Annotated in this window: 20 protein-coding genes; 9 read left to right on the top strand and 11 right to left on the bottom strand. The window is 68.3% G+C overall.

Features of this window, described 5'->3' with window-relative positions:
* Window positions 1–7 precede the first annotated feature (7 nt).
* Complete coding sequence (locus Q3A80_RS27225) at window positions 8–931, top strand: uracil-DNA glycosylase (RefSeq protein ID WP_446331916.1); 924 nt, start codon at window positions 8–10, stop codon at window positions 929–931.
* Between the two features lie 110 nt (window positions 932–1,041).
* Here the strand turns inward: Q3A80_RS27225 and Q3A80_RS27220 are convergent, their stop codons facing one another.
* The 4 genes from Q3A80_RS27220 to Q3A80_RS27205 form a co-directional block, all read right to left on the bottom strand.
* Window positions 1,042–1,638 (bottom strand): FMN-dependent NADH-azoreductase, encoded by a 597-nt coding sequence (locus Q3A80_RS27220; protein ID WP_446331915.1) that lies wholly within the window; start codon window positions 1,636–1,638, stop codon window positions 1,042–1,044.
* 147 nt (window positions 1,639–1,785) lie between these two features.
* Window positions 1,786–3,585 carry a M61 family metallopeptidase gene (locus Q3A80_RS27215; protein ID WP_446331914.1) on the bottom strand — a complete coding sequence of 600 codons (1,800 nt, stop codon included), beginning with the start codon at window positions 3,583–3,585 and terminating at the stop codon, window positions 1,786–1,788.
* Window positions 3,586–3,711: 126 nt separating this feature from the next.
* Window positions 3,712–4,440, bottom strand: coding sequence for a DsbC family protein (locus Q3A80_RS27210; RefSeq protein WP_446331913.1), 729 nt, complete (start codon window positions 4,438–4,440; stop codon window positions 3,712–3,714).
* A gap of 90 nt (window positions 4,441–4,530) precedes the next feature.
* Window positions 4,531–5,709: a UbiH/UbiF family hydroxylase gene (locus tag Q3A80_RS27205; RefSeq protein WP_446331912.1), complete on the bottom strand. Its 1,179-nt coding sequence runs from the start codon at window positions 5,707–5,709 to the stop codon at window positions 4,531–4,533.
* Window positions 5,710–5,957: 248 nt separating this feature from the next.
* Between Q3A80_RS27205 and ychF the strand changes: the two genes are divergently transcribed.
* Window positions 5,958–7,052 carry a redox-regulated ATPase YchF gene (gene ychF, locus Q3A80_RS27200; protein WP_446331911.1) on the top strand — a complete coding sequence of 365 codons (1,095 nt, stop codon included), beginning with the start codon at window positions 5,958–5,960 and terminating at the stop codon, window positions 7,050–7,052.
* Between the two features lie 243 nt (window positions 7,053–7,295).
* Here ychF and gabP read toward each other — a convergent pair whose 3' ends face one another.
* The 3 genes from gabP to Q3A80_RS27185 form a co-directional block, all read right to left on the bottom strand.
* Entirely contained in the window at window positions 7,296–8,687 is a 1,392-nt protein-coding gene (gene gabP, locus Q3A80_RS27195) for a GABA permease (protein ID WP_446331910.1), read from the bottom strand.
* Between the two features lie 462 nt (window positions 8,688–9,149).
* Entirely contained in the window at window positions 9,150–9,494 is a 345-nt protein-coding gene (locus tag Q3A80_RS27190; RefSeq protein ID WP_446331909.1) for an MmcQ/YjbR family DNA-binding protein, read from the bottom strand.
* A gap of 96 nt (window positions 9,495–9,590) precedes the next feature.
* Entirely contained in the window at window positions 9,591–10,862 is a 1,272-nt protein-coding gene (locus Q3A80_RS27185; RefSeq protein ID WP_446331908.1) for an MFS transporter, read from the bottom strand.
* A gap of 191 nt (window positions 10,863–11,053) precedes the next feature.
* On the opposite strand from Q3A80_RS27185, the gene gcvA reads away from it, so the two are divergent.
* The 3 genes from gcvA to ettA all read left to right on the top strand — a co-directional run bounded on the left by gcvA (window position 11,054) and on the right by ettA (window position 14,245).
* Window positions 11,054–11,971 carry a transcriptional regulator GcvA gene (gene gcvA, locus Q3A80_RS27180; RefSeq protein WP_446331907.1) on the top strand — a complete coding sequence of 306 codons (918 nt, stop codon included), beginning with the start codon at window positions 11,054–11,056 and terminating at the stop codon, window positions 11,969–11,971.
* A gap of 110 nt (window positions 11,972–12,081) precedes the next feature.
* Window positions 12,082–12,390, top strand: a complete 309-nt coding sequence (locus Q3A80_RS27175; RefSeq protein ID WP_446331906.1) for a DUF3761 domain-containing protein — start codon at window positions 12,082–12,084, stop codon at window positions 12,388–12,390.
* 187 nt (window positions 12,391–12,577) lie between these two features.
* Window positions 12,578–14,245, top strand: a complete 1,668-nt coding sequence (gene ettA, locus Q3A80_RS27170) for an energy-dependent translational throttle protein EttA (protein ID WP_006494122.1) — start codon at window positions 12,578–12,580, stop codon at window positions 14,243–14,245.
* A gap of 133 nt (window positions 14,246–14,378) precedes the next feature.
* Here the strand turns inward: ettA and Q3A80_RS27165 are convergent, their stop codons facing one another.
* From Q3A80_RS27165 to Q3A80_RS27150, 4 genes are read right to left on the bottom strand one after another with little or no spacing between them, the layout of a single operon-like run.
* Window positions 14,379–15,002: an HAD family hydrolase gene (locus tag Q3A80_RS27165; RefSeq protein ID WP_446331905.1), complete on the bottom strand. Its 624-nt coding sequence runs from the start codon at window positions 15,000–15,002 to the stop codon at window positions 14,379–14,381.
* A complete protein-coding gene (locus Q3A80_RS27160; RefSeq protein ID WP_446331904.1) occupies window positions 14,999–15,550 on the bottom strand; it encodes an isochorismatase family protein in 552 nt (183 codons plus the stop codon). The genes Q3A80_RS27165 and Q3A80_RS27160 overlap by 4 nt, the downstream gene beginning before the upstream one ends.
* 60 nt (window positions 15,551–15,610) lie before the next feature.
* Window positions 15,611–17,425, bottom strand: coding sequence for an aminopeptidase P family protein (locus Q3A80_RS27155; RefSeq protein WP_446331903.1), 1,815 nt, complete (start codon window positions 17,423–17,425; stop codon window positions 15,611–15,613).
* Between the two features lie 18 nt (window positions 17,426–17,443).
* Window positions 17,444–17,698: a hypothetical protein gene (locus tag Q3A80_RS27150; RefSeq protein ID WP_044845896.1), complete on the bottom strand. Its 255-nt coding sequence runs from the start codon at window positions 17,696–17,698 to the stop codon at window positions 17,444–17,446.
* A gap of 171 nt (window positions 17,699–17,869) precedes the next feature.
* On the opposite strand from Q3A80_RS27150, the gene Q3A80_RS27145 reads away from it, so the two are divergent.
* From Q3A80_RS27145 to prmC, 4 genes are all read left to right on the top strand, one after another.
* Window positions 17,870–18,631 carry a response regulator transcription factor gene (locus tag Q3A80_RS27145; protein WP_446331902.1) on the top strand — a complete coding sequence of 254 codons (762 nt, stop codon included), beginning with the start codon at window positions 17,870–17,872 and terminating at the stop codon, window positions 18,629–18,631.
* Window positions 18,632–18,657: 26 nt separating this feature from the next.
* On the top strand, window positions 18,658–19,956 hold the full coding sequence (gene hemA / locus Q3A80_RS27140) for a glutamyl-tRNA reductase (protein WP_446331901.1): 1,299 nt from the start codon (window positions 18,658–18,660) through the stop codon (window positions 19,954–19,956).
* Between the two features lie 81 nt (window positions 19,957–20,037).
* Window positions 20,038–21,120 (top strand): peptide chain release factor 1, encoded by a 1,083-nt coding sequence (prfA, locus tag Q3A80_RS27135; protein ID WP_446331900.1) that lies wholly within the window; start codon window positions 20,038–20,040, stop codon window positions 21,118–21,120.
* A 7-nt stretch (window positions 21,121–21,127) separates the two neighbouring features.
* Complete coding sequence (prmC, locus tag Q3A80_RS27130) at window positions 21,128–21,970, top strand: peptide chain release factor N(5)-glutamine methyltransferase (protein WP_446331899.1); 843 nt, start codon at window positions 21,128–21,130, stop codon at window positions 21,968–21,970.
* Window positions 21,971–21,984 lie beyond the last annotated feature (14 nt).

The raw sequence follows: 21,984 nt of genomic DNA, 5'->3' as shown, positions 1-21,984 counted from the left end.
ATCACGCATGGCAACCCGCAAGACTCTCCGCACGCCGCAGCAGGCGTCGCTGTTCGACGATCCCGTGCCGGAAACGGCGCCGGACGATGTTTCTGCCGAGGCGCTCGCGCCGGCCGCAGCCGCCGCGCCGGCGCGCAAGTCCGGGAGGAAGGCCGCAGCGGCAGCCCCCGCTTCCGCCGCGCCGCAACGCGTTAGCCCGGTCGCCGCGGACATCCCGCATCTCGCCGCGCAATTCGACGCGCTGCCGGCCGTCTGGCGCGACGTGCTCAAACCCTTCACCGACAGCGACGCGTACGCGCCGCTGTGCCGCTTCGTCGACGACGAACGCGCGGCCGGCAAGACGGTCTACCCGACCGACGTATTCCGCGCGCTGCGCCTGACGAGCCCCGACGACGTCAAGGTCGTGATCCTCGGCCAGGACCCTTACCACGGCGACGACCGCGGCACGCCGCAGGCACACGGCCTCGCGTTCTCGGTGCCGCCGGCCGTGCGCACGCCGCCGTCGCTGCGCAACATCTTCAAGGAAATCGCGGCGAACTTCGGCCACGACACGCCGCGCCACGGCTGCCTCGATACGTGGGCGCGCCAGGGCGTGCTGCTGCTCAACACCGTGCTGACGGTCGAGCGCGGCGCGGCCGCGAGCCACGCGAAGCGCGGCTGGGAGCAATGCACGGACACGCTGATCCGCGAACTCGCCAACCGCCATCGCGGGCTCGTGTTCATGCTGTGGGGCGCGCATGCGCAGGCGAAGCGCGCGCTGTTCGATCCGAGCGAACACTGCGTGCTGGAGGCGCCGCACCCGTCGCCGCTGTCCGCGCACCGCGGCTTCCTCGGTTGCCGTCACTTCGCACTCGCGAACGACTATCTGGTCGGAGCGGGCCGCGCCCCGATCGACTGGCGCCTGCCCGAAGTCGCCGAGACGCTCGCGTAACAACCTTGCCGGCCTTTCGCCGGCTGGAATGCAAAAACGCTGCACCCCTGTCGGGACGCAGCGTTTTTTTCATCTGACGACGCAGCGGGTGCGGTGCACCCGCATCCGCCTTACACAGCAGCGATCGCTTCGCGTGCGCTGGCGAGCGCGGCGCTCTGTGCGTCCGGTCCGAGGTTCAGGCCTTCCGCATGGATGAAGTTCACGTCGGTCAGGCCGATGAAGCCGAGGAACGAACGCAGGTACGGCGTCTGGCTGTCGTTCGGCGTACCGAGGTACTTGCCGCCGCGCGCCGTCACCACGTGGACCTTCTTGCCCTTGATCAGGCCTTCCGGACCGTTCTCGGTGTAGCGGAACGTGACGCCTGCGCGGGCAATCCAGTCGAAATACGTCTTCAGTTGCGACGACACGCCGAAGTTGTACATCGGCGCACCGATCACGACGATGTCGGCGGCTTGCAGCTCGGCGATCAGCGCATCGCTCTTCGCGACGATCGCATTCTGTTCCGCGCTGCGCTGGTCGGCCGGCGTGAAGAATGCGCCGAGCACCGATTCGTCGAGGTGCGGCAGCGCGTCCGTCAGCAGGTCGCGAACCACGACCTTCGAGCCGGGGTTCGATTGTTGCAGCTTTGCCGTCAGTTCGTTGGCCAGCAGCGTGGATTGCGCACCTTGCGAGCGCGCCGCGGAATTGATTTGCAGAATGGTCGTCATGTCAGGCTCCAGTTAGGTTGCGCTTCGGTAGCGCGAGTGACGCCATTGTGCGGGGTCGCAGGGTCGCGAAAAAGCGGGTTGCGGGCGACGGATTGTTGCAGCAACGGAACAATCAATGATCGCGCCCCGAAACCCGCCCGTGCCGGCTCACCCCTTCAGCCAGGCCTCGCGTGCCTTGCATGCCGCGGCCGGTTTCGCGGCCGCGGTGAGCCGGTAGCGCGTGACTTCCGGGCCGTCGAGCTTCAGTTTCGCGGTCCGCAGCTCGTCGCGGCGGAATGCGTGTACGTCGACCTTGTCGCCCGGCCGGTAGCGCGCGAGCAGCGTGTCGAGGTTCGTGCCGGTGACGCGCAGCCCGTCGAGCGCGATCAGCGTGTCGCCGGCCGACAGCCCCGCGCGATGCGCGCCGCCGCCTTCGTAGACCGCCGCCAACGTGCAGTCCGCGCCCCCGCGCACGCGCGCGCCGATCGTCGGCTTCGCGGCCGCGCCGGACGCAACGTCCGGCGTCAGCGTCACGCCGAACGGCGCGAGCAGTTCGGCGAGCGGCAGGTCGCGCGTGCCGTGCACGGCGTCGGCGAACAGCCGGCCGAGCGCGACGCCCGTCGCTTCCTCGATCAGCGTCTCGACCTCGTCTTCCGCGACACCCGCCGGCTTGCCGCGATAGAAATCGCGGCCGTAGCGCTGCCACAGCACGCGCATCACGTCGTCGAGCGACTTGCGGTTGCGCGTCTGCGCACGGATCGCGAGATCGAACGCGAGCGCGACGAGCGAACCCTTCGTGTAGTAGCTGACGATCGCGTTGGTCGCGTTCTCGTCCTGGCGGTAGTACTTGATCCACGCGTCGAACGAGCTTTCCGCGACGCTCTGCTTCAGGCGGCCCGTGCCGCGCAGCACGCCGCCGATCGTGCGGCCGAGCGCCGCGAAATATTCGTCCTGCGACATCAGCCCGCTGCGCACGAGCATCAGGTCGTCGTAATACGACGTGAAGCCCTCGAACAGCCACAGCAGCGACGTGTAGTTCTCGCGCGCGAGGTCGTACGGCACGAACGCGGCCGGTTTGATGCGCTTCACGTTCCACGTGTGGAAGTACTCGTGGCTGCACAGGCCGAGATACGTGCGATAGCCTTCCGTCGTTTCCGGACGGCCCTTCACCGGCAGATCGGTGCGGTTGCAGATCAGCGCGGTCGACGCGCGATGCTCGAGACCGCCGTAGCCGTCGCTGACCGCGAGCGTCATGAACACGTAGCGGTCCATCGGCGCCTTCTTCGATTTCGGCTCGAACAGCGCGATCTGCGCTTCGCACACGCGCTTCAGGTCGGTGCGCAGCCGCTCCATGTCGAGTTGCGTCACGCGCCCGGCGATCACGATGTCGTGCGGCACGCCGTGCGCGTCGAATGTCGCGAGCGCGAATTCGCCGATCGTCACCGGATGGTCGGCGAGCTCGTCGTAGTTCGATGCGCGATACGCGCCGAACCCGTAGCGTTTGGTGCCGCGCGCCTCGGGCAGCGACGTGCCGACGCGCCACGTGCGGAACGCCGGGCCCGCCGGCTTCGCGATGTCGACGTCGCACGGCGCATCCTCGCGGCCGGCCACGCTCAGGAACACGGCCGTCGCATTGAAGAAACCGCCCGAGTCGTCGAGATACGCGGAGCGAACCGACAGGTCCCATGCGTACACGTCGTAGCGCAGCGTCAGCGCGCCGTTCACCGGTGCGGCCTGCCACGTGTTCTTGTCGGTCTTCGCGATGCGCACCTTGCGGCCCGCTTCGTTGAACGCGGCAAGCGTCACGATGTTGCGCGCGAACTCGCGCACGAGGTAGCTGCCCGGAATCCACACAGGCAGCGAGAAGCGCTGGCCTTCCGGATCGGGATCGGCGACCGTCACCGACACCTCGAACAGGTGCGCGGCAAGATCTTTCGGGGCAATCGAATAACGAATCGGCTGGGTCATCGTGGCTATCGGTCGAAAATCGGACGGAAATCGAACGGAATACGGCGGCGGAAACGAAGAGAGGCGCCGGCAAAGATCGCGGGCGCCCCTCGCTGGCCGGGCCGTGCGGCCCGGCGGGTCGGTCGGTTACTTGCTCGACGCGAGCGCCTGGTTCAGCTGGTCGGCCGACACCGCGCCCGGCAGCCGGCGGCCGTCGGGCAGGAAGATCGTCGGCGTGCCGGTGACGTTCATCCCGCGGCCGAGCGCGAGGTTCTTGTCGAGCGCGGTCGTGTCGCACGTGCCGGCGCCGGTCGGGACGCGATGGTCGAGCATCCAGCTCTCCCACGTTTTCGCGCGGTCGGTCGCGCACCAGATCGCCTTCGACTTCGCGGTCGAATCGGGCGACAGCACCGGGTACAGGAACGTGTAGACGGTCACGTTGTCGATCGACTGCAGCGTCGTCTCGAGACGCTTGCAGTACGGGCAGTTCGGATCGGAGAACACCGCGATCTTGCGCGCGCCGTTGCCCTTCACGACCTTGATCGCGTTGGCGAGCGGCAGGCTCGCGAAGTCGATCTTGTTGAGGTCCGACAGGCGCGCGTCGGTCAGGTTCTTGTGCGTCTTGGTGTCGACGAGATCGCCGAGCAGCACGTAGTCGCCAGCTGCATCGCTATAGATGATCTGCGTGCCGAGGTTCACTTCGTACAGCCCCGCGACCGGCGATTTCGACACGCTCTTGATGGGTGCGTCGTTGCCGAGCCGCGCCTGCAGCGTGGCCTTCAGCTTGTCGGTGGTTTGGTCGGCCTGCGCGGTGCAGCCAAGCGTCGCCATCGTGACGGCCAGCGCCAGCGATGCGATGCGGATCGTTTTTTTCATCCTGTTGTTCCTTCAGCTCAATCGGAGTGCACGTCACAGTGTACGCCGTAACGGAGCCCTGTCCGACAGGCCGAGGGCGCGAAGGTTCGATCAGCCGAGCGCGGCCGACACGAGCCAGCGCTTCACGAGCGGCTGCGCACCGACGAACGCCATGCCCGTGTTGCGCACCGCCTTCGCGAACGAGCCGGGCACCGCGAACAGCCGCTGCAGCCCGTCGGTCGCGACCATCAGCGCGCGGATGTCCTCGCGGCGCGAGCGCTCGTAGCGGCGCAGCAGCACCGTATCGCCGAGATTGCGGAAGCTCTCCTTGTTCGCGATCGCATCGGCGAGCGCCGCGACGTCGCGCAGACCGAGGTTCATCCCCTGCCCCGCGAGCGGATGGATCAGGTGCGCGGCGTCGCCGACGAGCGCGACGCGGGGCGCGATCAGCTTGTCGACGGTCTGCAGCGCGAGCGGGAAGCCGGCGGCCGGCGTCACGCATTCGAGCGTGCCGACCTGGCCGTGCGACACGCGTTCGACCTCCGCCGCGAGCTGCGCCGGATCGAGTGCGAGCAGTTCGTCCGCGTGAGCGGTATGCGCGGACCATACGAGCGACACATGGCCGTCGGGCAACGGCAGCAGCGCGATGATCTCGCCTTCGTGAAACCACTGACAGGCGGTTTCGCGATGCGGCAGCGATGCCTTGAAGTTCGCGACGACACCTGTCTGCCGGTAGTCGCGCCGCTCGACCTTGGCCCCCATCTGGGAACGCACCCACGAATGCGCGCCGTCCGCGCCGACCACGAGGTCCGCTTCGAGCACTTGCCCCGACGACAGCGTGAGCACGGCCGCGTCGTCGCGCACATCGAAGCCCTGGGCGCGCGCGTCGAACCACGTGAGGTTCGGCTGGAACCGCAGCGCGGCGTCGAGCGACGTCTCGATCAGCGACGATTCGGCGATCCACGCGAGTTGCGGCACCGACGCCTGATACGCGGAGAAATGCAGTTCCGCATGCGCATCGCCGTACACGCGCATGTCGTAGACGGGCGCGAGCCGGCCGTGATCGAGCGCCTGCCACACCCGCAACCGCTCGAGCAATGCCTGCGAGCTGGACGACAGCGCGTAGATGCGCGTGTCGAACGCGAGATCGGCGGGGCGCGGCGCGGCCGGCTGGGCGAGCAAGGCGGTCTTGTAGCCGGACTGGGTCAGCGCGAGCGCGGCCGTCTTGCCGACGAGCCCGCCGCCGACCACGGCGACGTCGAAGGTGTGGTGGGCAGTCATGGCGGGCATTATAGCCGCGGGGCCAAGCCCTTACGCGGCCGGACTTTGCGGGAAATCAGCAGAATCGCGGGCGGGTGCCGCAACGTGGCGGCGCGCCGCATCGGGGCGTTCGGGCGAACGCCGGAAACCGGCACGTCGGCACGGTACAATAGCGCCTTTGAACGTCGGCCCGCCGCGCCCCGCGCGCCGGCCGTCCCTATTTTCCCGCGCCGCCGCGCCTTGTCCGGCCGCGCCGCCTCACCCGTTCGAAGGATTCCATGAGTCTCAAATGCGGCATCGTCGGCTTGCCCAACGTCGGCAAGTCCACCCTGTTCAATGCGCTGACCAAGGCCGGCATCGCCGCCGAGAACTACCCGTTCTGCACGATCGAGCCGAACGTCGGCATCGTCGAAGTGCCCGACACGCGCCTGAAGGCGCTGTCCGAAATCGTGAAGCCCGAGCGTGTCGTGCCGGCCGTCGTCGAATTCGTCGACATCGCGGGCCTCGTCGCGGGCGCGAGCAAGGGTGAAGGCCTCGGCAACCAGTTCCTCGCGAACATCCGCGAAACCGACGCGATCACGCACGTCGTGCGCTGCTTCGAGGACGACAACGTGATCCACGTCGCCGGCAAGGTCAGCCCGATCGACGACATCGAAGTGATCAACACCGAACTCGCGCTCGCCGACCTCGGCACGGTCGAGAAGGCGCTCACGCGCTACTCGAAGGCCGCGAAGTCGGGCAACGACAAGGAAGCGGTGAAGCTCGCCGCGGTGCTCGAGAAGGTGCGCGCGCACCTCGACCAGGGCAAGGCCGTGCGCGGCCTCGACCTGTCGGACGACGAGCAGGCGCTGCTGAAGCCGTTCTGCCTGATCACCGCGAAGCCGGCGATGTACGTCGCGAACGTGAAGGACGACGGCTTCGACAACAACCCGCACCTCGACGCGGTGCGCAAGTACGCGGAAGGCGAGAATTCGCCGGTGGTCGCGGTGTGCGCGGCGATCGAGGCGGAGATCGCCGATCTCGACGATGCGGACAAGGAAGCGTTCCTCGCCGACATGGGCATGGAAGAGCCGGGCCTCGACCGCGTGATCCGCGCGGGCTTCAAGCTGCTCGGCCTGCAGACGTACTTCACCGCAGGCGTGAAGGAAGTGCGCGCGTGGACGATCCACATCGGCGACACGGCGCCGCAAGCGGCGGGCGTGATCCACACCGACTTCGAGCGCGGCTTCATTCGCGCACAGACGATCGCCTTCGACGACTTCATCGCGTACAAGGGTGAACAAGGCGCGAAGGAAGCCGGCAAGATGCGCGCGGAAGGGAAGGAATATGTCGTGCACGACGGGGACGTGATGAACTTCCTGTTCAACGTCTGAGCGTTGCTGCCGCAGTGATCCGAGAACAAGCCCGCTGGACGCGGGCTTTTTCTTTCGGTGCGTGGCGATCCGGATCGTCTTCGCCGCGGCCGCGCCGCGCGCCCCGCTCCGCAGCACCGTCGGTCCATCGCCCAAAAGCAAATGGCCCGACCGGCCAACACCGATCGAGCCATGCTTCATGGACGGGCCCTGACGGCAAGCCGCGGACACGCATGCCCGCCGCCGCCCCGTCACTTCACGTCATCACGTCGCCGACACCCGCCGCCCGGCCGCCGCACGCGCCTCGCGCCCGCGCTTGTTCAGCCACGAGGCCAGCAGCACGATCAACGCGAGCACGGCCGTCGCGCCCACTTCCATCCGGTGCTCCTCGCTGACGAACATCACGGTCAGCGTGCCGCAGATGAACAGGATCACGGCCCACGTGAGCCACGGGAACAGCCACATCCGCAACGTGAGGGCGGCGCCGCCCGATTCGAGCGTCCGGCGCATCCGCAATTGCGAGATCGCGATCACGAGATACACGAGCAGTGCGATCGCACCGGACGTCGCGAGCAGGAAGCCGAACACCTGCTCCGGCATCAGGTAGTTCGCAATCACGGTCAGGAACCCGAACGCAGTCGACGCGAGCACGGCTGCGCGCGGCGTGCCGGTCGAATCGGTGCGGTGCAGGAACGCGGGCGCGTCCTTGCGCCTGGACAGCGAGAACAGCATCCGCGACGCGGTGTACAGCGCCGAATTCAGGCAGCTCGCGACCGACACGAGCACGATCACGTCGATGATCGCCTTCGCGTTCGGAACGCCGATCAGCTCCATCGCGCGCTGATACGAGCCGTGCTTCGGCAGCAGCGGATCGTTCCACGGCACGATGGCCGCGACGACGAGGATCGAGCCGAGGTAGAACAGCGTGATACGCCAGATGACGGAATTCGTCGCACGCACGATCTGGCGCTGCGGGTTGTCCGACTCGGCAGCCGCGATCGTCACGATTTCGGTGCCGAGGAACGAGAACATCGTCGTCAGCATCGCCGCGAGCACCGCGCCTGCGCCGTTCGGCATGAAGCCCTGGTGCGCGAAGAGGTTCGACACGCCCGATACGGCCGGCGCCGGCACGATGCCGACGATCGCCGCACCGCCGATGCACAGGAACACGACGATCGCGACGACCTTGATCAGCGCGAACCAGAACTCGAATTCGCCGTAGTTCTTGACCGAGAAGAGGTTGGTGATCGTCAGCAGCAGCGTGATGCCGAGCGCGAAGATCCACGTCGCGATACCCGGGAACCACGCGTTGAGGATGGTGGCAGCCGCCGTTGCTTCGATCGGAATCACGAGCACCCAGAACCACCAGTACAGCCAGCCGATCGTGAAGCCGGCCCAATGGCCGATCGCGCGATCGGCATAGGTCGAGAACGACCCGCTGTCCGGATGCGCGACGGCCATCTCGCCTAGCATGCGCATCACCAGCACGACCAGCACGCCCGCGATCGCATACGCGAGGATCGAAGCCGGCCCGGCTTCCGCGATCGCGTGGCCGGAGCCGACGAACAAGCCCGCGCCGATGACGCCGGCAATCGACATCATCGTCACGTGCCGCTGCTTCAGACCCGTGCCGAGGCCTGTGTTGCTTCCACTCATGTGTCTCTCTCCAAAAAACGGTTCCGGTACGACCGGGTGTCGCGGGAAGGCGGCGCGGGGAGTTGTCGTTGTTGAATCCGGCTGCGGCCGCGCATGGGTCGCACGCGGGCACGAGGCCGGATGGGGCCGCTCCGGTCGGTACGTCCGCGCAGTCTGCGAAGCTGCGGGTGCGATGCGGCGCACCAGGCGCCGGCGCATCGCGTACGCCCGTTCCGTCGGCCGTCGTCAGCCGCCTTCGAAGCGAAGGAGTGTAAGCATCAAACGGTTCTTCACTAAGAACCAATTGAAGAATTTCGATGGAACCACTTGTTGTATCGATGCGAATCGATGCAACGCTTGGTCCGGTCGGGCACCCGCGCGAGCGGCACCGGATCGGACGATTGCCGGCGGTGCGTGCGCGCTCGGGATCGCGACGAACGCGCTCGTCGAAGCGGTTCGTTTCGCGCGCGCCGCACCCGGCGCTCAGGTCGCGCCGCCCGGCCCTTCGTCCCGCCATCCGGCCGGGACGAGCGCGCGCCATTGTCGCAGAAGCAGGTTTTTCACGGCGTCGGGATGGGCAGCCGACAGGCGCACCAGCACGATCGGCCAGCCGGCATAGTGGTCGGTCACGTAATACACGTCGGGCTCCGATTCGATGAGCCACGCGCGCTCGTCCGGGCCGACGCCCTTCACGACGAGCGTGTCGCCGTCCTCGCGCAGGCGCGCGAGCATCTTGCCCTTCACCTTGAGCGCGGGCGTGCCGTACGACGTGCCGTCCTCGACACCGCGCCACGCCCGCGAGATCTGCCGGACTTCGTCGAATGTCACGATGAGCCTCCGTCCGTCGATGATCGACGAGCGAGCCACCGTAACGGAAATTGCCGGGCGCGCCTAGCGGGACGCAGCCCGGCGTTGCGCCGCGCGTTACCGCGTCCGGCGGCCGGCCGCGCGCGCGGGCACCGGCGCGCGGCCGGTCGTCGCGACGATCGCGAACGCGATCGCGTTCGCCGCCGCGCTGGCCAGGATCGGCACGAGATAGCCGCCGCCTGCGTCGTAGACGAAGCCGGCCGCAGCGGGCCCGATCAGCGTGCCGAACGCGACGCTCGTGTACAGCACGCCGATGATCGCGCTCACGTTGCGGCCGCCGAAGTAGTCCATCGCGACGGCGGGCAGCACGGCGACCCAGCCGCCGTAGAACACGCCGAACACGAGCGCGAACGCGGCCAGCGTCGCGACGGTCCCCGCCCCGGCCCACGCGACGAGCGCGACGGCCATGCCCGCGAACATCGCGAGCAGCGACGCGCGACGGCCGAAGCGGTCGGCCAGGCCGCCGAGGAAGAAGCGCCCTGCGGTGCTGCCCACGCCGATCGCGCCGAGCAGCAGCACGGCCGTCGACGGCGCGACGCCGTGATCGAGCGCATACGGCACGAGATGCACGAACGGCACGAAGACACCGAACGAGCAGACGAGACACGCCGCGTACAGACTCGCGAACGCGCGCGACATGACGGCCTCGCGCACGCTCGCACCTGCCGGCACCGCCGAAGCAACGCCGGGCGTCGGGCCACCGGATGGCGCTGCAACCGCATCGCCGTCCGGCAGCAGGCCGCGCCCGCGCGGGTCATTCTCGATCAGCAGCGACATGCCCGCGCCCGCCACCACCGCGATCGCCGCGAGCGTCACGTATGCGCCGCGCCAGCCGACGTGCGCGATCAGCGCGGAGGCGAGCGGCGGCATCACGAGCGTGCCGACGCCGATCCCCGCGACCGCGAGCCCCGACGCGAAGCCGCGCCGCCGCACGAACCAGCGCTGCACGGCGCCGACGGCCGGCACGTAGGCGCAGCCGACGCCGAGTCCGACACCGAGCCCGTACGCGACATAGACCTGCAGCAGCGTGTGCGCGGCACCGGCCGCCGCGAGCCCCGCGGCCGTCAGCAGCATGCCGGCGACGGCGAGCCGCCGGGAGCCGAACCGGTCGGCGAGCGGACCGCTGACGATCCCGAAGCCGAAATACAGGAAACCGGCCAACGAGAACACGAGCGAGATCTGCCCGCGCGACGCGGCGAAATCCCGCTGAAGCGATTCGACGAACGCGCTGAACGTATAGGCGCTGCCGAATCCGACGAACGTGACCGCGAACGCGGCCGCCACCACATACCACCCGTAGAAGACGCGCGAGGCGCGCGGCGAAGTCATGACGATGCTCCTCTCAGGTTCCGCAGGCGCCGCGCGGCGCCCGGATTGCCTCATGGATATAGTTGAACTATGTTGATCGCAACGACGGCGCGAAATCGTCGAAGCCCGCGCGATCCGTTGCAACAACGGTACTCGCGCGTACGCGCCGTCTCAAACGATATTTCGTCGGCCTTTCGCTTTAGAAAAACTCAATGAACCGTTCTCGCCTGCCGCCCCTCAATGCGCTGCGTGCGTTCGAGGCGGCCGCGCGCCACCTGTCGGTGAAATCCGCGGCCGAAGAGCTGTCGGTCACGCCCGGCGCGGTAAGCCAGATGATCCGCACGCTGGAAGCCCACCTGGGCGTGCAGCTGTTCGAGCGCGTGAACCGCGGCATCCTGCTGACGGCCGCGGGGCGCGACTACCTGCCGCCCGTGCGCAACGCGTTCCGGCAGATTGCCGACGCGTCGCAGCGCGTGTCGGGTACCGCGGACAGCGGCGTGCTGACGGTGAGCGTCACGCCGTTCTTCGCTTCCGCATGGCTCGTGCCGCGCCTCGCGCAGTTCCGCGACGCATGCCCCGACGTCGACCTGCAGATCGTCGCGAGCCACGCGCTCGCGGATTTCTCGCGCGACGGCGTCGACGTCGCGATCCGCCACGGCCTCGGCCGCTACATCGGGCTGTGCAGCGAACGGCTGCTGACGGTCGAGATCGTCGCGCTCGCGTCGCCGGAACTCGTCGCGCGGCTCGGCATGCCGGCCACGCCGGCCGACCTGACCGGCTGGCCGCACGTGCACGACGCCGAACGCAAGGGCTGGCACATCTGGTTCGACGCGCAGCGGATCGCCGATTTCGGGCCGCCGCGCGGCCCCGCGTTCGACGATTCGGGCCTGCTGCTGCAGGCGATCCTCGCCGGCCAGGGGGCCGGCCTGCTGCCGGCCGCGATGGTGCGCGACGAGCTCGCGAGCGGCCGGCTCGTGCAACTTGCCGACGTCGCATGGCTCGACGACTTCGCGTACTACCTCGTCTATCCGCCGCATCATGCGGAACGGGCGAAAGTCGCCGCGTTCCGCCGGTGGATCCTCGACGCCGCGCAGGCGGACGGCGCGGCGTCGATGAACGGCGCGGCGTAGCATCGCGGCACTGCGCGATGGCGGCAGCGCGACGATAGCCGTTCGGCTAACATGCCGCTGGCGGCCCGCCCGCCATCGACCACCGATAACAACATCCGCAGAGAGAGACCATGCCCGCCCTGCTCCGCCGCGCGACGCGCATCGCGACCCTGTCGGTCGCGCTGTTCGTCGGATGCGCCGCCCTGCCGCCCATGGCGCACGCGTATCGCGCGTCGCCCGGCTACGACAACGAAGCCGATCTCGACCGGCACGACACGTACCGCAATCGCGACGGCGACACCGTCCATGCGCCGGCCCGTTCGAAATCGGGCCGCGTGCCGGACGGCGCGAGCGCGCGCTGCCGCGACGGCACGTACAGCTTCAGCCGCCACCGGCGCGGCACCTGCTCGGGGCACGGCGGCGTCGCCGCGTGGCTGTGAGCGCGGGTCGGCCGAACGGCCGGTGCGGTGCCAGCGTCAGCCGGCGGCGAAGTACAATACGCGCTCGCGCCGCCAACCCGCGGCGACACCGCCGCGCCGCACGCGGCACGCTCCGTACCGAATCATCCGACGCCACGCGCGCCCACACGCCGCGCGGCAGTCCCAACCCTCTGACTTTCACACCCAAATGGCCCAATACGTTTTCACGATGAACCGGGTCGGCAAGATCGTGCCGCCCAAGCGCCAGATCCTGAAGGACATCTCGCTGTCGTTCTTTCCCGGTGCGAAGATCGGCGTGCTCGGCCTGAACGGCTCGGGCAAGTCGACGCTGATCCGCATCATGGCGGGCGTCGACAAGGACATCGAAGGCGAAGCGACGCCGATGCCGAACCTGAACATCGGCTACCTGCCGCAGGAACCGCAGCTCGACCCGACGAAGACGGTCCGCGAAGCCGTCGAGGAAGGCCTCGGCGACCTGTTCCAGGCGAACAAGAAGCTCGAGGAAATCTACGCCGCATATGCGGAGCCGGACGCCGACTTCGACGCGCTCGCGGCCGAGCAGGCGAAATACGAAGCGATCCTCGCGTCGAGCGACGGCGGCAGCCCCGAGCAGCAGCTCGAAGTGGCCGCCGACGCGCTGCGCCTGCCGCCGTGGGACGCGAAGATCGAGCACCTGTCGGGCGGCGAAAAGCGCCGCGTCGCGCTGTGCAAGCTGCTGCTCGAGAAGCCCGACATGCTGCTGCTCGACGAACCGACCAACCACCTCGACGCCGAATCGGTCGACTGGCTCGAGCAGTTCCTGGTGCGCTTCCCGGGCACCGTCGTCGCCGTCACGCACGATCGCTACTTCCTCGACAACGCGGCCGAGTGGATTCTCGAACTCGACCGCGGCCACGGCATTCCGTGGAAGGGCAACTACAGCAGCTGGCTCGACCAGAAGGAAGAGCGCCTGAAGCAGGAAGAAGCGTCGGAATCGGCGCGCCAGAAGGCGATCAAGAAGGAACTGGAGTGGGTGCGCCAGAACCCGAAGGGCCGCCAGGCGAAGTCGAAGGCGCGTATCGCGCGCTTCGAGGAGCTGAGCAGCCAGGAATATCAGAAGCGCAACGAAACGCAGGAAATCTTCATCCCGGCCGGCGAACGCCTCGGCAATGAAGTGATCGAGTTCAAGAACGTCAGCAAGTCGTTCGGCGACCGCCTGCTGATCGACAACCTGAGCTTCAAGATCCCGGCCGGCGCGATCGTCGGCATCATCGGCCCGAACGGCGCCGGCAAGTCGACGCTGTTCAAGATGCTGACCGGCAAGGAGCAGCCGGATTCGGGCGAAGTCGTGATGGGCCCGACCGTGAAGCTCGCGTACGTCGACCAGAGCCGCGACGCGCTCGACGGCTCGAAAACTGTGTTCGAGGAAATCTCGGGCGGCGCCGACGTGCTGACGGTCGGCAAGTACGAAACGCCGTCGCGTGCGTACATCGGCCGCTTCAACTTCAAGGGCGGCGACCAGCAGAAGATCGTCGGCAACCTGTCCGGCGGCGAACGCGGCCGCCTGCACCTCGCGAAGACGCTGATCTCCGGCGGCAACGTGCTGCTGCTCGACGAACCGTCGAACGACCTCGACGTCGAAACGCTGCGCGCGCTGGAAGACGCGCTGCTCGAATTCGCGGGCTCGGTGATGGTGATCTCGCACGATCGCTGGTTCCTCGACCGGATCGCGACGCACATCCTCGCGTTCGAAGGCGACTCGCAGGTCACGTTCTTCGACGGCAACTACCAGGAATACGAAGCCGACAAGCGTGCGCGCCTCGGCGAGGAAGCCGCGAAGCCGAAGCGTCTGCGCTACAAGCCGATCAGCCGCTGAGCGGCGCGGCCCGCGCAACCGGCATCGCCGCAACGCGGCGCCGGTTTGCCGATGCGGCCGCATCCGGATCGGCATCAACGAAAAAGCGGGCCATGCGCCCGCTTTTTTCATCTGAAGACGGTTCGACCGCCGGCTATGCGAGCACGCCCAGTTCGCGCAAGCGCGCCGCGGTCGCCGCCGCGCTCGTGTGATGAATGCCGTGCCAGCCGAGCGCCGTCGCGGCCGCTGCGTTCTTCGCGTTGTCGTCGATGAACACGAGCTCGTGCGGCGCGATGCCCGGCACGTGCGGATCGATCCGCGCATGCATTTCGCGGTAGATCGCCGGATCGGGCTTCACGAGCTTCACGCGGCCCGACACGACGATGTCCTTGAAGCGCCGCAGCACCGGGAAGTTGTCCCATGCATACGGAAACGTCTGCGCGGACCAGTTGGTCAGCCCGAACAGCGGCATCCCCTGCGCATCGAGCCGGTCGACGAGCGCGGCCCCTTCGTCGAGCACGCCGCCGATCATCTCGTGCCAGCGCGCATAGAACGCGCGGATCAGCGCCTCGTGCTCCGGAAACTTCGCGACGAGCTCGCTCGTGCCTTCGTCGATGGTCTGCCCGCCGTCCTGGCGAACGACCCAGTCCATCGCGCACACGTGCGTGAGGAACCAGCGGCGCTCCGCTTCGTCGGGAATCAGTTGCCGGTACAGGTACTCGGGACTCCAGTCGATCAGCACGCCGCCGAAATCGAATACCACCGCCTTGATCGTCATGCGAACTCCGTGGCGAGCACGTCCGCAAGCGGACGCGGCGTGACCGCGTTGCCCGACAGCGTGCTGTTTTCCCAGATGAAGTGGTGATGCGCGACGATCTGCGCGGCCGACAGGTGCGTGCGCTCGTTCGTCGTATGCAGGTCGGACACGACGGTCGTCCGGTAGCCGAGCAATGCCGCGCGGCGGGCGGCCGCGTCGACGCAGAACTCGGTTGCATAGCCGCAGATCAGCACCGAACGGAGGCCGTGGCCGTCGAGTTGCGCGGCGAGCGGCGTGTCGTGAAACGAATCGCTCATCTGCTTGCGGATGCGCCAGTCGGCGCGACCGACGATCAGTTCGTCATGCAGTTCCCAGCCGGGCGTGCCAGGCACGATGTCGTCGTCCGCATCGCCGTCGTGCTGCACGAAGCAGACGGGCGCGCCCGCCGCGCGCGCCGCCGCCGTCAGCCGGTTGATGCCCGCCACGACGTCGTCGAGACGGTACGCGGGCCGCGCACGCTGCACCAGTCCGCGCTGCATGTCGATCACGATCACTGCGGTGTCTGCCATCGGTTGCCCTCTCGTTCATGGTCCGGCCGTCGTGCGGCCGGTATCGTGCGCGGCGCCGGATCAGATCGGCTGCGTGCGTGCGTCGAGCCACGCCTTCGCGTCGCCGCTCACGTGCCGGCCGACGCGCTCGCGCACGGTCGCGTGATACGCGTTCAGCCATGCGCGCTCTTCGTCGTGCAGCATCTCCACCAGCACGCAACGCGTGTCGATCGGGCACAGCGTGAGCGTCTCGAACGCGAGGAAGTCGCCGAACTCGGTCTGCCCGCCCGCGCGGTTCACGACCAGGTTCTCGATCCGGATGCCCCATTTGCCGGGCCGGTACACGCCCGGCTCGATCGACGTGATCATCCCTTCTTCCATCGCCGTGTACGGCTCGGCCGGCGCGTAATGCGAAATGACCTGCGGGCCCTCGTGCACGTTCAGGAAGTAGCCGACGCCGTGGCCCGTGCCGTGACCGTAGTCGAGTCCGGCCGCCCACATCGGCGCACGCGCGATCGCGTCGAGCATCGGCGAGCGGATGCCGCGCGGAAAGCGTGCGCGCGACAGCGCCATCATCGACTTCAGCACGATCGTGAAATCGCGGCGCTGCAAGTCGCTGATCGTGCCGACCGGCACGACGCGCGTGATGTCGGTCGTGCCGCTCGTGTACTGGCCGCCCGAATCGACGAGCAGCAGGCCGTCGCCCGCGATCGTCGCGTGCGACTCGGGCGTCGCGCGGTAGTGCGGCATCGCGCCGTTCGCATTGAAGCCGGCGATGGTCGCGAAGCTCGGCGACACGTAGCCGGGGCGCCGTGCGCGCGCGGCCGTGAGCTTCTCGTCGATCGTCAGTTCGGTGATCGTCTCGCGGTTCACCGCGTGCTCGAACCAGGCGAAGAATTCGGCGAGCGCGGCGCCGTCGTGCTCCATCGTCACGCGCACGTGCTCGATCTCGGCGGTCGTCTTGCGCGACTTCGCGAACGTCGACGGGTTCACGGCCTCGATCAGCTTCACGCCGGCCGGCACCGCCTGCAGCGTGCCGAACGTCACGCGGCGCGGATCGATCAGCAGCGTCGCGCCGTCGGGCAGCGCAGCGAGCGACGCGCGCGCGGCGTCGTACGCGCGAACCTCGACGCCGTCCTGCGCGAGCGACGCGGCCAGCGCCGGCGGCACCTTGCCGTCGGCGACGAACAGCGTCGCGCGATCGGCGTCGATCATCGCGTGCGCGACGAACACGGGGTTGAAGTTGACGTCGGCGCCGCGCAGGTTGAACAGCCACGCGAGATCGTCGAGCGTCGACACGAAATGCCATTGCGCGCCCTGCGCGTGCATCGCGCGGCGCACCTCGGCGAGCTTGCTCGCGCGCGTCGTGTCGGCCTGCGGCGCGACGTGCTCGAATACCGCGTCGTCGGGCAGCCCCGGACGTTCCGGCCAGATTGCGTCGAGCAGATCGAGATCGGTGCGCAGCGCGATGCCGCGCGCGGTCAGCGCGGCTGTCAGCGCGCGTGCCGCGGCGACGCCGAGCACAGCGCCGTCGACGCCGACCGTCGCGCCGGCCGGCACGTTCTGCGCGAGCCAGTCGACGTGCGGCGCGCTCTGCTGCCCGCCCGTCATCTTCATCAGCTGGACGCCCGTGCCGGCGAGCTCGGCCTCGGCCTGCACCCAGTAACGGCTGTCGACCCACAGGCCCGCGAAATCGGCGGTGACGACCAGCGTGCCGACCGAGCCCGTGAAACCGGACAGCCAGCGGCGCGCCTGCCAGCGTTCGGGCAGGTACTCGGACAGGTGAGGGTCGGCGGACGGCACCAGATAGGCGGCCAGGTTCTCGCGGACCATCGCGCCGCGCAGCAGCGCGAGGCGGGCCGGCACCGACGAGACTTCGGGGAGACGGGCATTCATGATTTCACCTGAGAGCTTTCAGCGACGCGCCGACACGGCGACCGTCACGGCCACGGCGAGGAACGCGACACCGGTGCAGACCGGCCATTCGAGCGTTTCGCCATCGTAAAACAGTCCAGAGAGATTGCCGGCCATTCGCGCGGCGGCAGCGCCTGCGATGCCGACCAGCACCACGATCCACCATGCCGGCCGGCCCGTGCGCCGCATCGGATGCAGCCACCGGCCGAACAGCCCGACGGCCGCTCCCAGGACAAGGATTCCAAACCAGTTCATTCGACGCCTTCTATAAATTCAGATTCGTCCCATAGGCGTGAACGTTGCCAGCGGCTAGCATCGATTCATCCATCGAACCCGAGATCAGCCGGGCGCCGCGAACATTCGAGTGTAGGGGCCGACCCGACGTTATGGCAAGCGCGCACCGGCAGCCGTATTGAAGAAATCCTCATGCGAATCGCCCTGATCGATCCGGAGGCACGTCATGCTGCGCTCCTGAACCGCCTGCTGTTCGCCGGCGGTCACGTGTGCCACGCGTTTGCGTCCAGCGCGGCGTTCTTCGAGTGGCTCGCCACCGATACCTGCGACATGCTGATCACCGGCAACTGGGCCGGCGATCAGCCGGCCGAGGAAGTCATTCCGCGCGCGCAGGCGATCCTGCCCGGTCTGCCGGCGATCGCCGTGATGCAGCTGCCGCGCGAAAGCGAAGTCGTATCGTGCCTGCACGCGGGCGCCGACGATTGCCTCGTGCGCCCGGTGAGCGGCCCCGAACTGCTCGCGCGCGTCACGGCGCTGAGCCGGCGCGCCGGCGTGCGGCGGCCGCCGAATCGCTCGCGCGAAATGTATGGAGAATACGCGTTCGATGCGACCCATGGCCTCGTGCGCTTCGGCGACTCGGTCGTCGCGCTCACGCCGAAGGAATTCCGCTTCGCGCAACTGCTGTTCGCGAACCTGTCGCGGCCCGTGTCGCGCGCCCATATCCTGGAGACGGTCTGGGCACGCCGCCGCGACATGAAGTCGCGCACGCTCGACACCCACGCATCGCGGCTGCGCAGCAAGCTGCAGCTGCTTCCGGAGCGCGGATACCGGCTCCTGCCGCTCTATGGCTACGGCTACCAGCTCGATCGCGTGCCGATCGAGCCCCCAAATTCGAGGCCGCGCCACGCTGATGCCCGGTATGCCGCGAGTGAGGAAATCGCTGAAACGCTATAATATGGGGCTAAACGATAGCCCTCGATATGCAACTCCTCACGATCGGAATCAATCACCACACTGCGCCTGTCGCCTTGCGCGAACGCGTGGCGTTTCCGCTCGAGCAAATCAAGCCGGCTCTCGTCACGTTCAAGAACGTGTTCCTCGGCCCGCAGGCGCCGAATGCGCCCGAAGCGGCGATCCTGTCGACCTGCAACCGCACCGAGCTCTATTGCGCGACCGATGATCGGGCCGCGCGCGAAGGCGCGATTCGCTGGCTGTCCGAGTACCACAAGATTCCGGTCGAAGAACTCGCGCCGCACGTCTATGCGCTGCCGCAGTCGGAAGCCGTCCGTCACGCATTCCGCGTCGCGTCGGGCCTCGATTCGATGGTGCTCGGCGAAACGCAGATCCTCGGCCAGATGAAGGACGCGGTGCGCACGGCCACCGAAGCCGGTGCGCTCGGCACCTATCTGAACCAGTTGTTCCAGCGCACGTTCGCGGTCGCGAAGGAAGTGCGCGGCACGACCGAGATCGGCGCGCAGTCGGTGTCGATGGCCGCCGCCGCGGTGCGCCTCGCGCAGCGCATCTTCGAAAAGGTGTCCGATCAGCGCGTGCTGTTCATCGGCGCGGGCGAGATGATCGAGCTTTGCGCAACGCACTTCGCCGCGCAAAGCCCGCGCGAGCTCGTGATCGCGAACCGCACGGCCGAACGCGGCCAGCGGCTCGCCGAACGCTTCAACGGCCGTGCGATGCCGCTGTCGGACCTGCCGGCCCGCATGCACGAGTTCGACATCATCGTGTCGTGCACCGCGTCGACGCTGCCGATCATCGGCCTCGGCGCGGTCGAGCGCGCGGTGAAGGCGCGCCGGCACCGGCCGATCTTCATGGTCGACCTCGCGGTGCCGCGTGACATCGAGCCCGAGGTCGGCAAGCTGAAGGACGTGTTCCTCTATACCGTCGACGATCTCGGCGCGATCGTGCGCGAAGGCAACGCATCGCGCCAGGCCGCGGTCGCGCAGGCCGAGACGATCATCGAGACGCGCGTACAGAATTTCATGCAATGGCTCGACACGCGCAGCGTCGTGCCGGTGATCCGTCACATGCATACGCAGGCCGACGCGCTGCGCCGCGCGGAAGTCGAGAAGGCACAGAAGCTGCTCGCACGCGGCGACGATCCGGCCGCCGTCCTCGAAGCGCTGTCGCAGGCGCTCACCAACAAGCTGATCCATGGCCCGACGAGCGCGCTCAACCGCGTGAACGGCGCCGACCGCGATTCGCTGATCGACCTGATGCGCGGCTTCTACCAGCACGCGCCGCGCTCGAACGACCCGTCCGGCCACTAGCGCCGGCCGGCTGCCCTGCCGCCGGCCGCGAGCCGGCCTATCCTTTTCGAATACCCTTGCCCGGGAGCGCCGCTCCACACCATGAAAACGAGCATGCAACGCAAGCTCGACCAGCTGTCCACCCGGCTGGCCGAACTGAACGACCTGCTGAGCCGCGAAAACGTCACGGCCGATCTCGACCAGTACCGCAAGCTGACGCGCGAACACGCGGAGCTCGGCCCCGTCGTCGAGCAGTACGCGCTGTGGCGCCAGTCGCGCAATGACGAGACGGCCGCGCAGGAACTGCTCGCCGATGCGTCGATGCGCGATTTCGCGGAAGACGAGATCCGCAGCGCACGCGAACGCATGGCGCGCCTCGAAGGCGAGCTGCAGAAGATGCTGCTGCCGAAGGATCCGAACGACGACCGCAACATCTTCCTCGAAATCCGCGCGGGCACCGGCGGCGACGAATCGGCGCTGTTCGCGGGCGACCTGCTGCGCATGTACCTGCGCTTCGCGGAGCGCCAGCGCTGGCAGGTCGAGATGATGTCGGAAAGTCCGTCGGATCTCGGCGGCTACAAGGAAGTGATCGTCCGGATCGCGGGCCAGGGCGCGTATTCGCGCCTGAAGTTCGAATCGGGCGGCCATCGCGTGCAGCGCGTGCCGGCCACCGAGACGCAGGGGCGCATTCACACGTCCGCGTGCACGGTCGCGGTGATGCCGGAAGCCGACGAGATCGGCGAGGTCGAGATCAACCCGGCCGACCTGCGGATCGACACGTTCCGCGCGTCCGGCGCGGGCGGCCAGCACATCAACAAGACCGATTCCGCGGTGCGCGTCACGCACATCCCGACCGGGATCGTCGTCGAGTGCCAGGACGATCGCTCGCAGCACAAGAACAAGGATCGCGCGCTGAAGGTGCTCGCCGCGCGCATCAAGGACAAGCAGTATCACGAGCAGCACGCGAAGGAAGCGGCGACGCGCAAGAGCCTGATCGGCTCGGGCGACCGTTCGGAACGGATTCGCACGTACAACTTCCCGCAGGGCCGGATGACCGACCACCGGATCAACCTGACGCTGTACCGGCTCGAAGCGCTGATGGACGGCGATCTCGACGAACTGATCGGTGCGCTCGTCAGCGAGCACCAGGCCGAACTGCTCGCGTCGCTCGGCGACACCGACTGAGGCCGCGATGCACGACACCACCGCCGACGATCTGCTGCGCGCGTCGCCGCTCGACCCGGTCGATGCACGCGTGCTGCTCGCGTACGCGCTCGGCTGGACCCGCACGCAGCTGATCACGCGCGGCGACGCGCCGCTCGAGGCGGCCGCAGTCGAACGCTACCGCGCGCTCGAAGCGCGCCGCGTGGCCGGCGAGCCGGTCGCGCAGCTCGTCGGGATGCGCGAATTCTTCGGCCGGCCGTTCGACGTGACGCCCGACGTGCTGATTCCGCGCCCCGAAACCGAACTGCTCGTCGAAGCGGCGCTCGACGCGATCGATGGCCGCCCGCATCCGGCCGTGCTCGATCTCGGCACCGGCAGCGGCGCGATCGCCGTGTCGATCGCGGCCGAACGGCCCGACGCGCGCGTGTGGGCGCTCGACCGGTCCGCTGCCGCACTCGACGTCGCGCGGCGCAACGCGGACAAGCTGCTCGATGCGCGCCGCCCCGGCGGCCCGCTGCAGTGGCTGCAGAGCGACTGGTACGCCGCGCTCGATCCCGCGCTCGCATTCGACACGATCGTCAGCAATCCGCCGTACATCGCACGGCACGATCCGCACCTCGAGCAGGGCGACCTGCGTTTCGAGCCGCGCGGCGCGCTGACCGACGACGCCGACGGCCTGAGCGCGATCCGCACGATCGTCGCGGGCGCCGGCGCCTGTCTGAAACCGGGCGGCACGCTATGGATCGAGCACGGCTACGATCAGGCCGAAGCCGTCCGCGCACTGCTCGAGTCGCGCGGCTTCGTCGCGGTCGAATCGCTCGCCGATCTCGCCGCGATCGAACGCACGACGGGCGGCCGCCTGCCCGGCTGACGGCCGGCCCGTCC

This window comes from Burkholderia sp. SR8 (genome assembly GCF_052851275.1).
The sequence above is the reverse complement of the archived record's forward strand: the minus strand, read 5'-3'. Positions and strand labels throughout refer to the sequence as shown.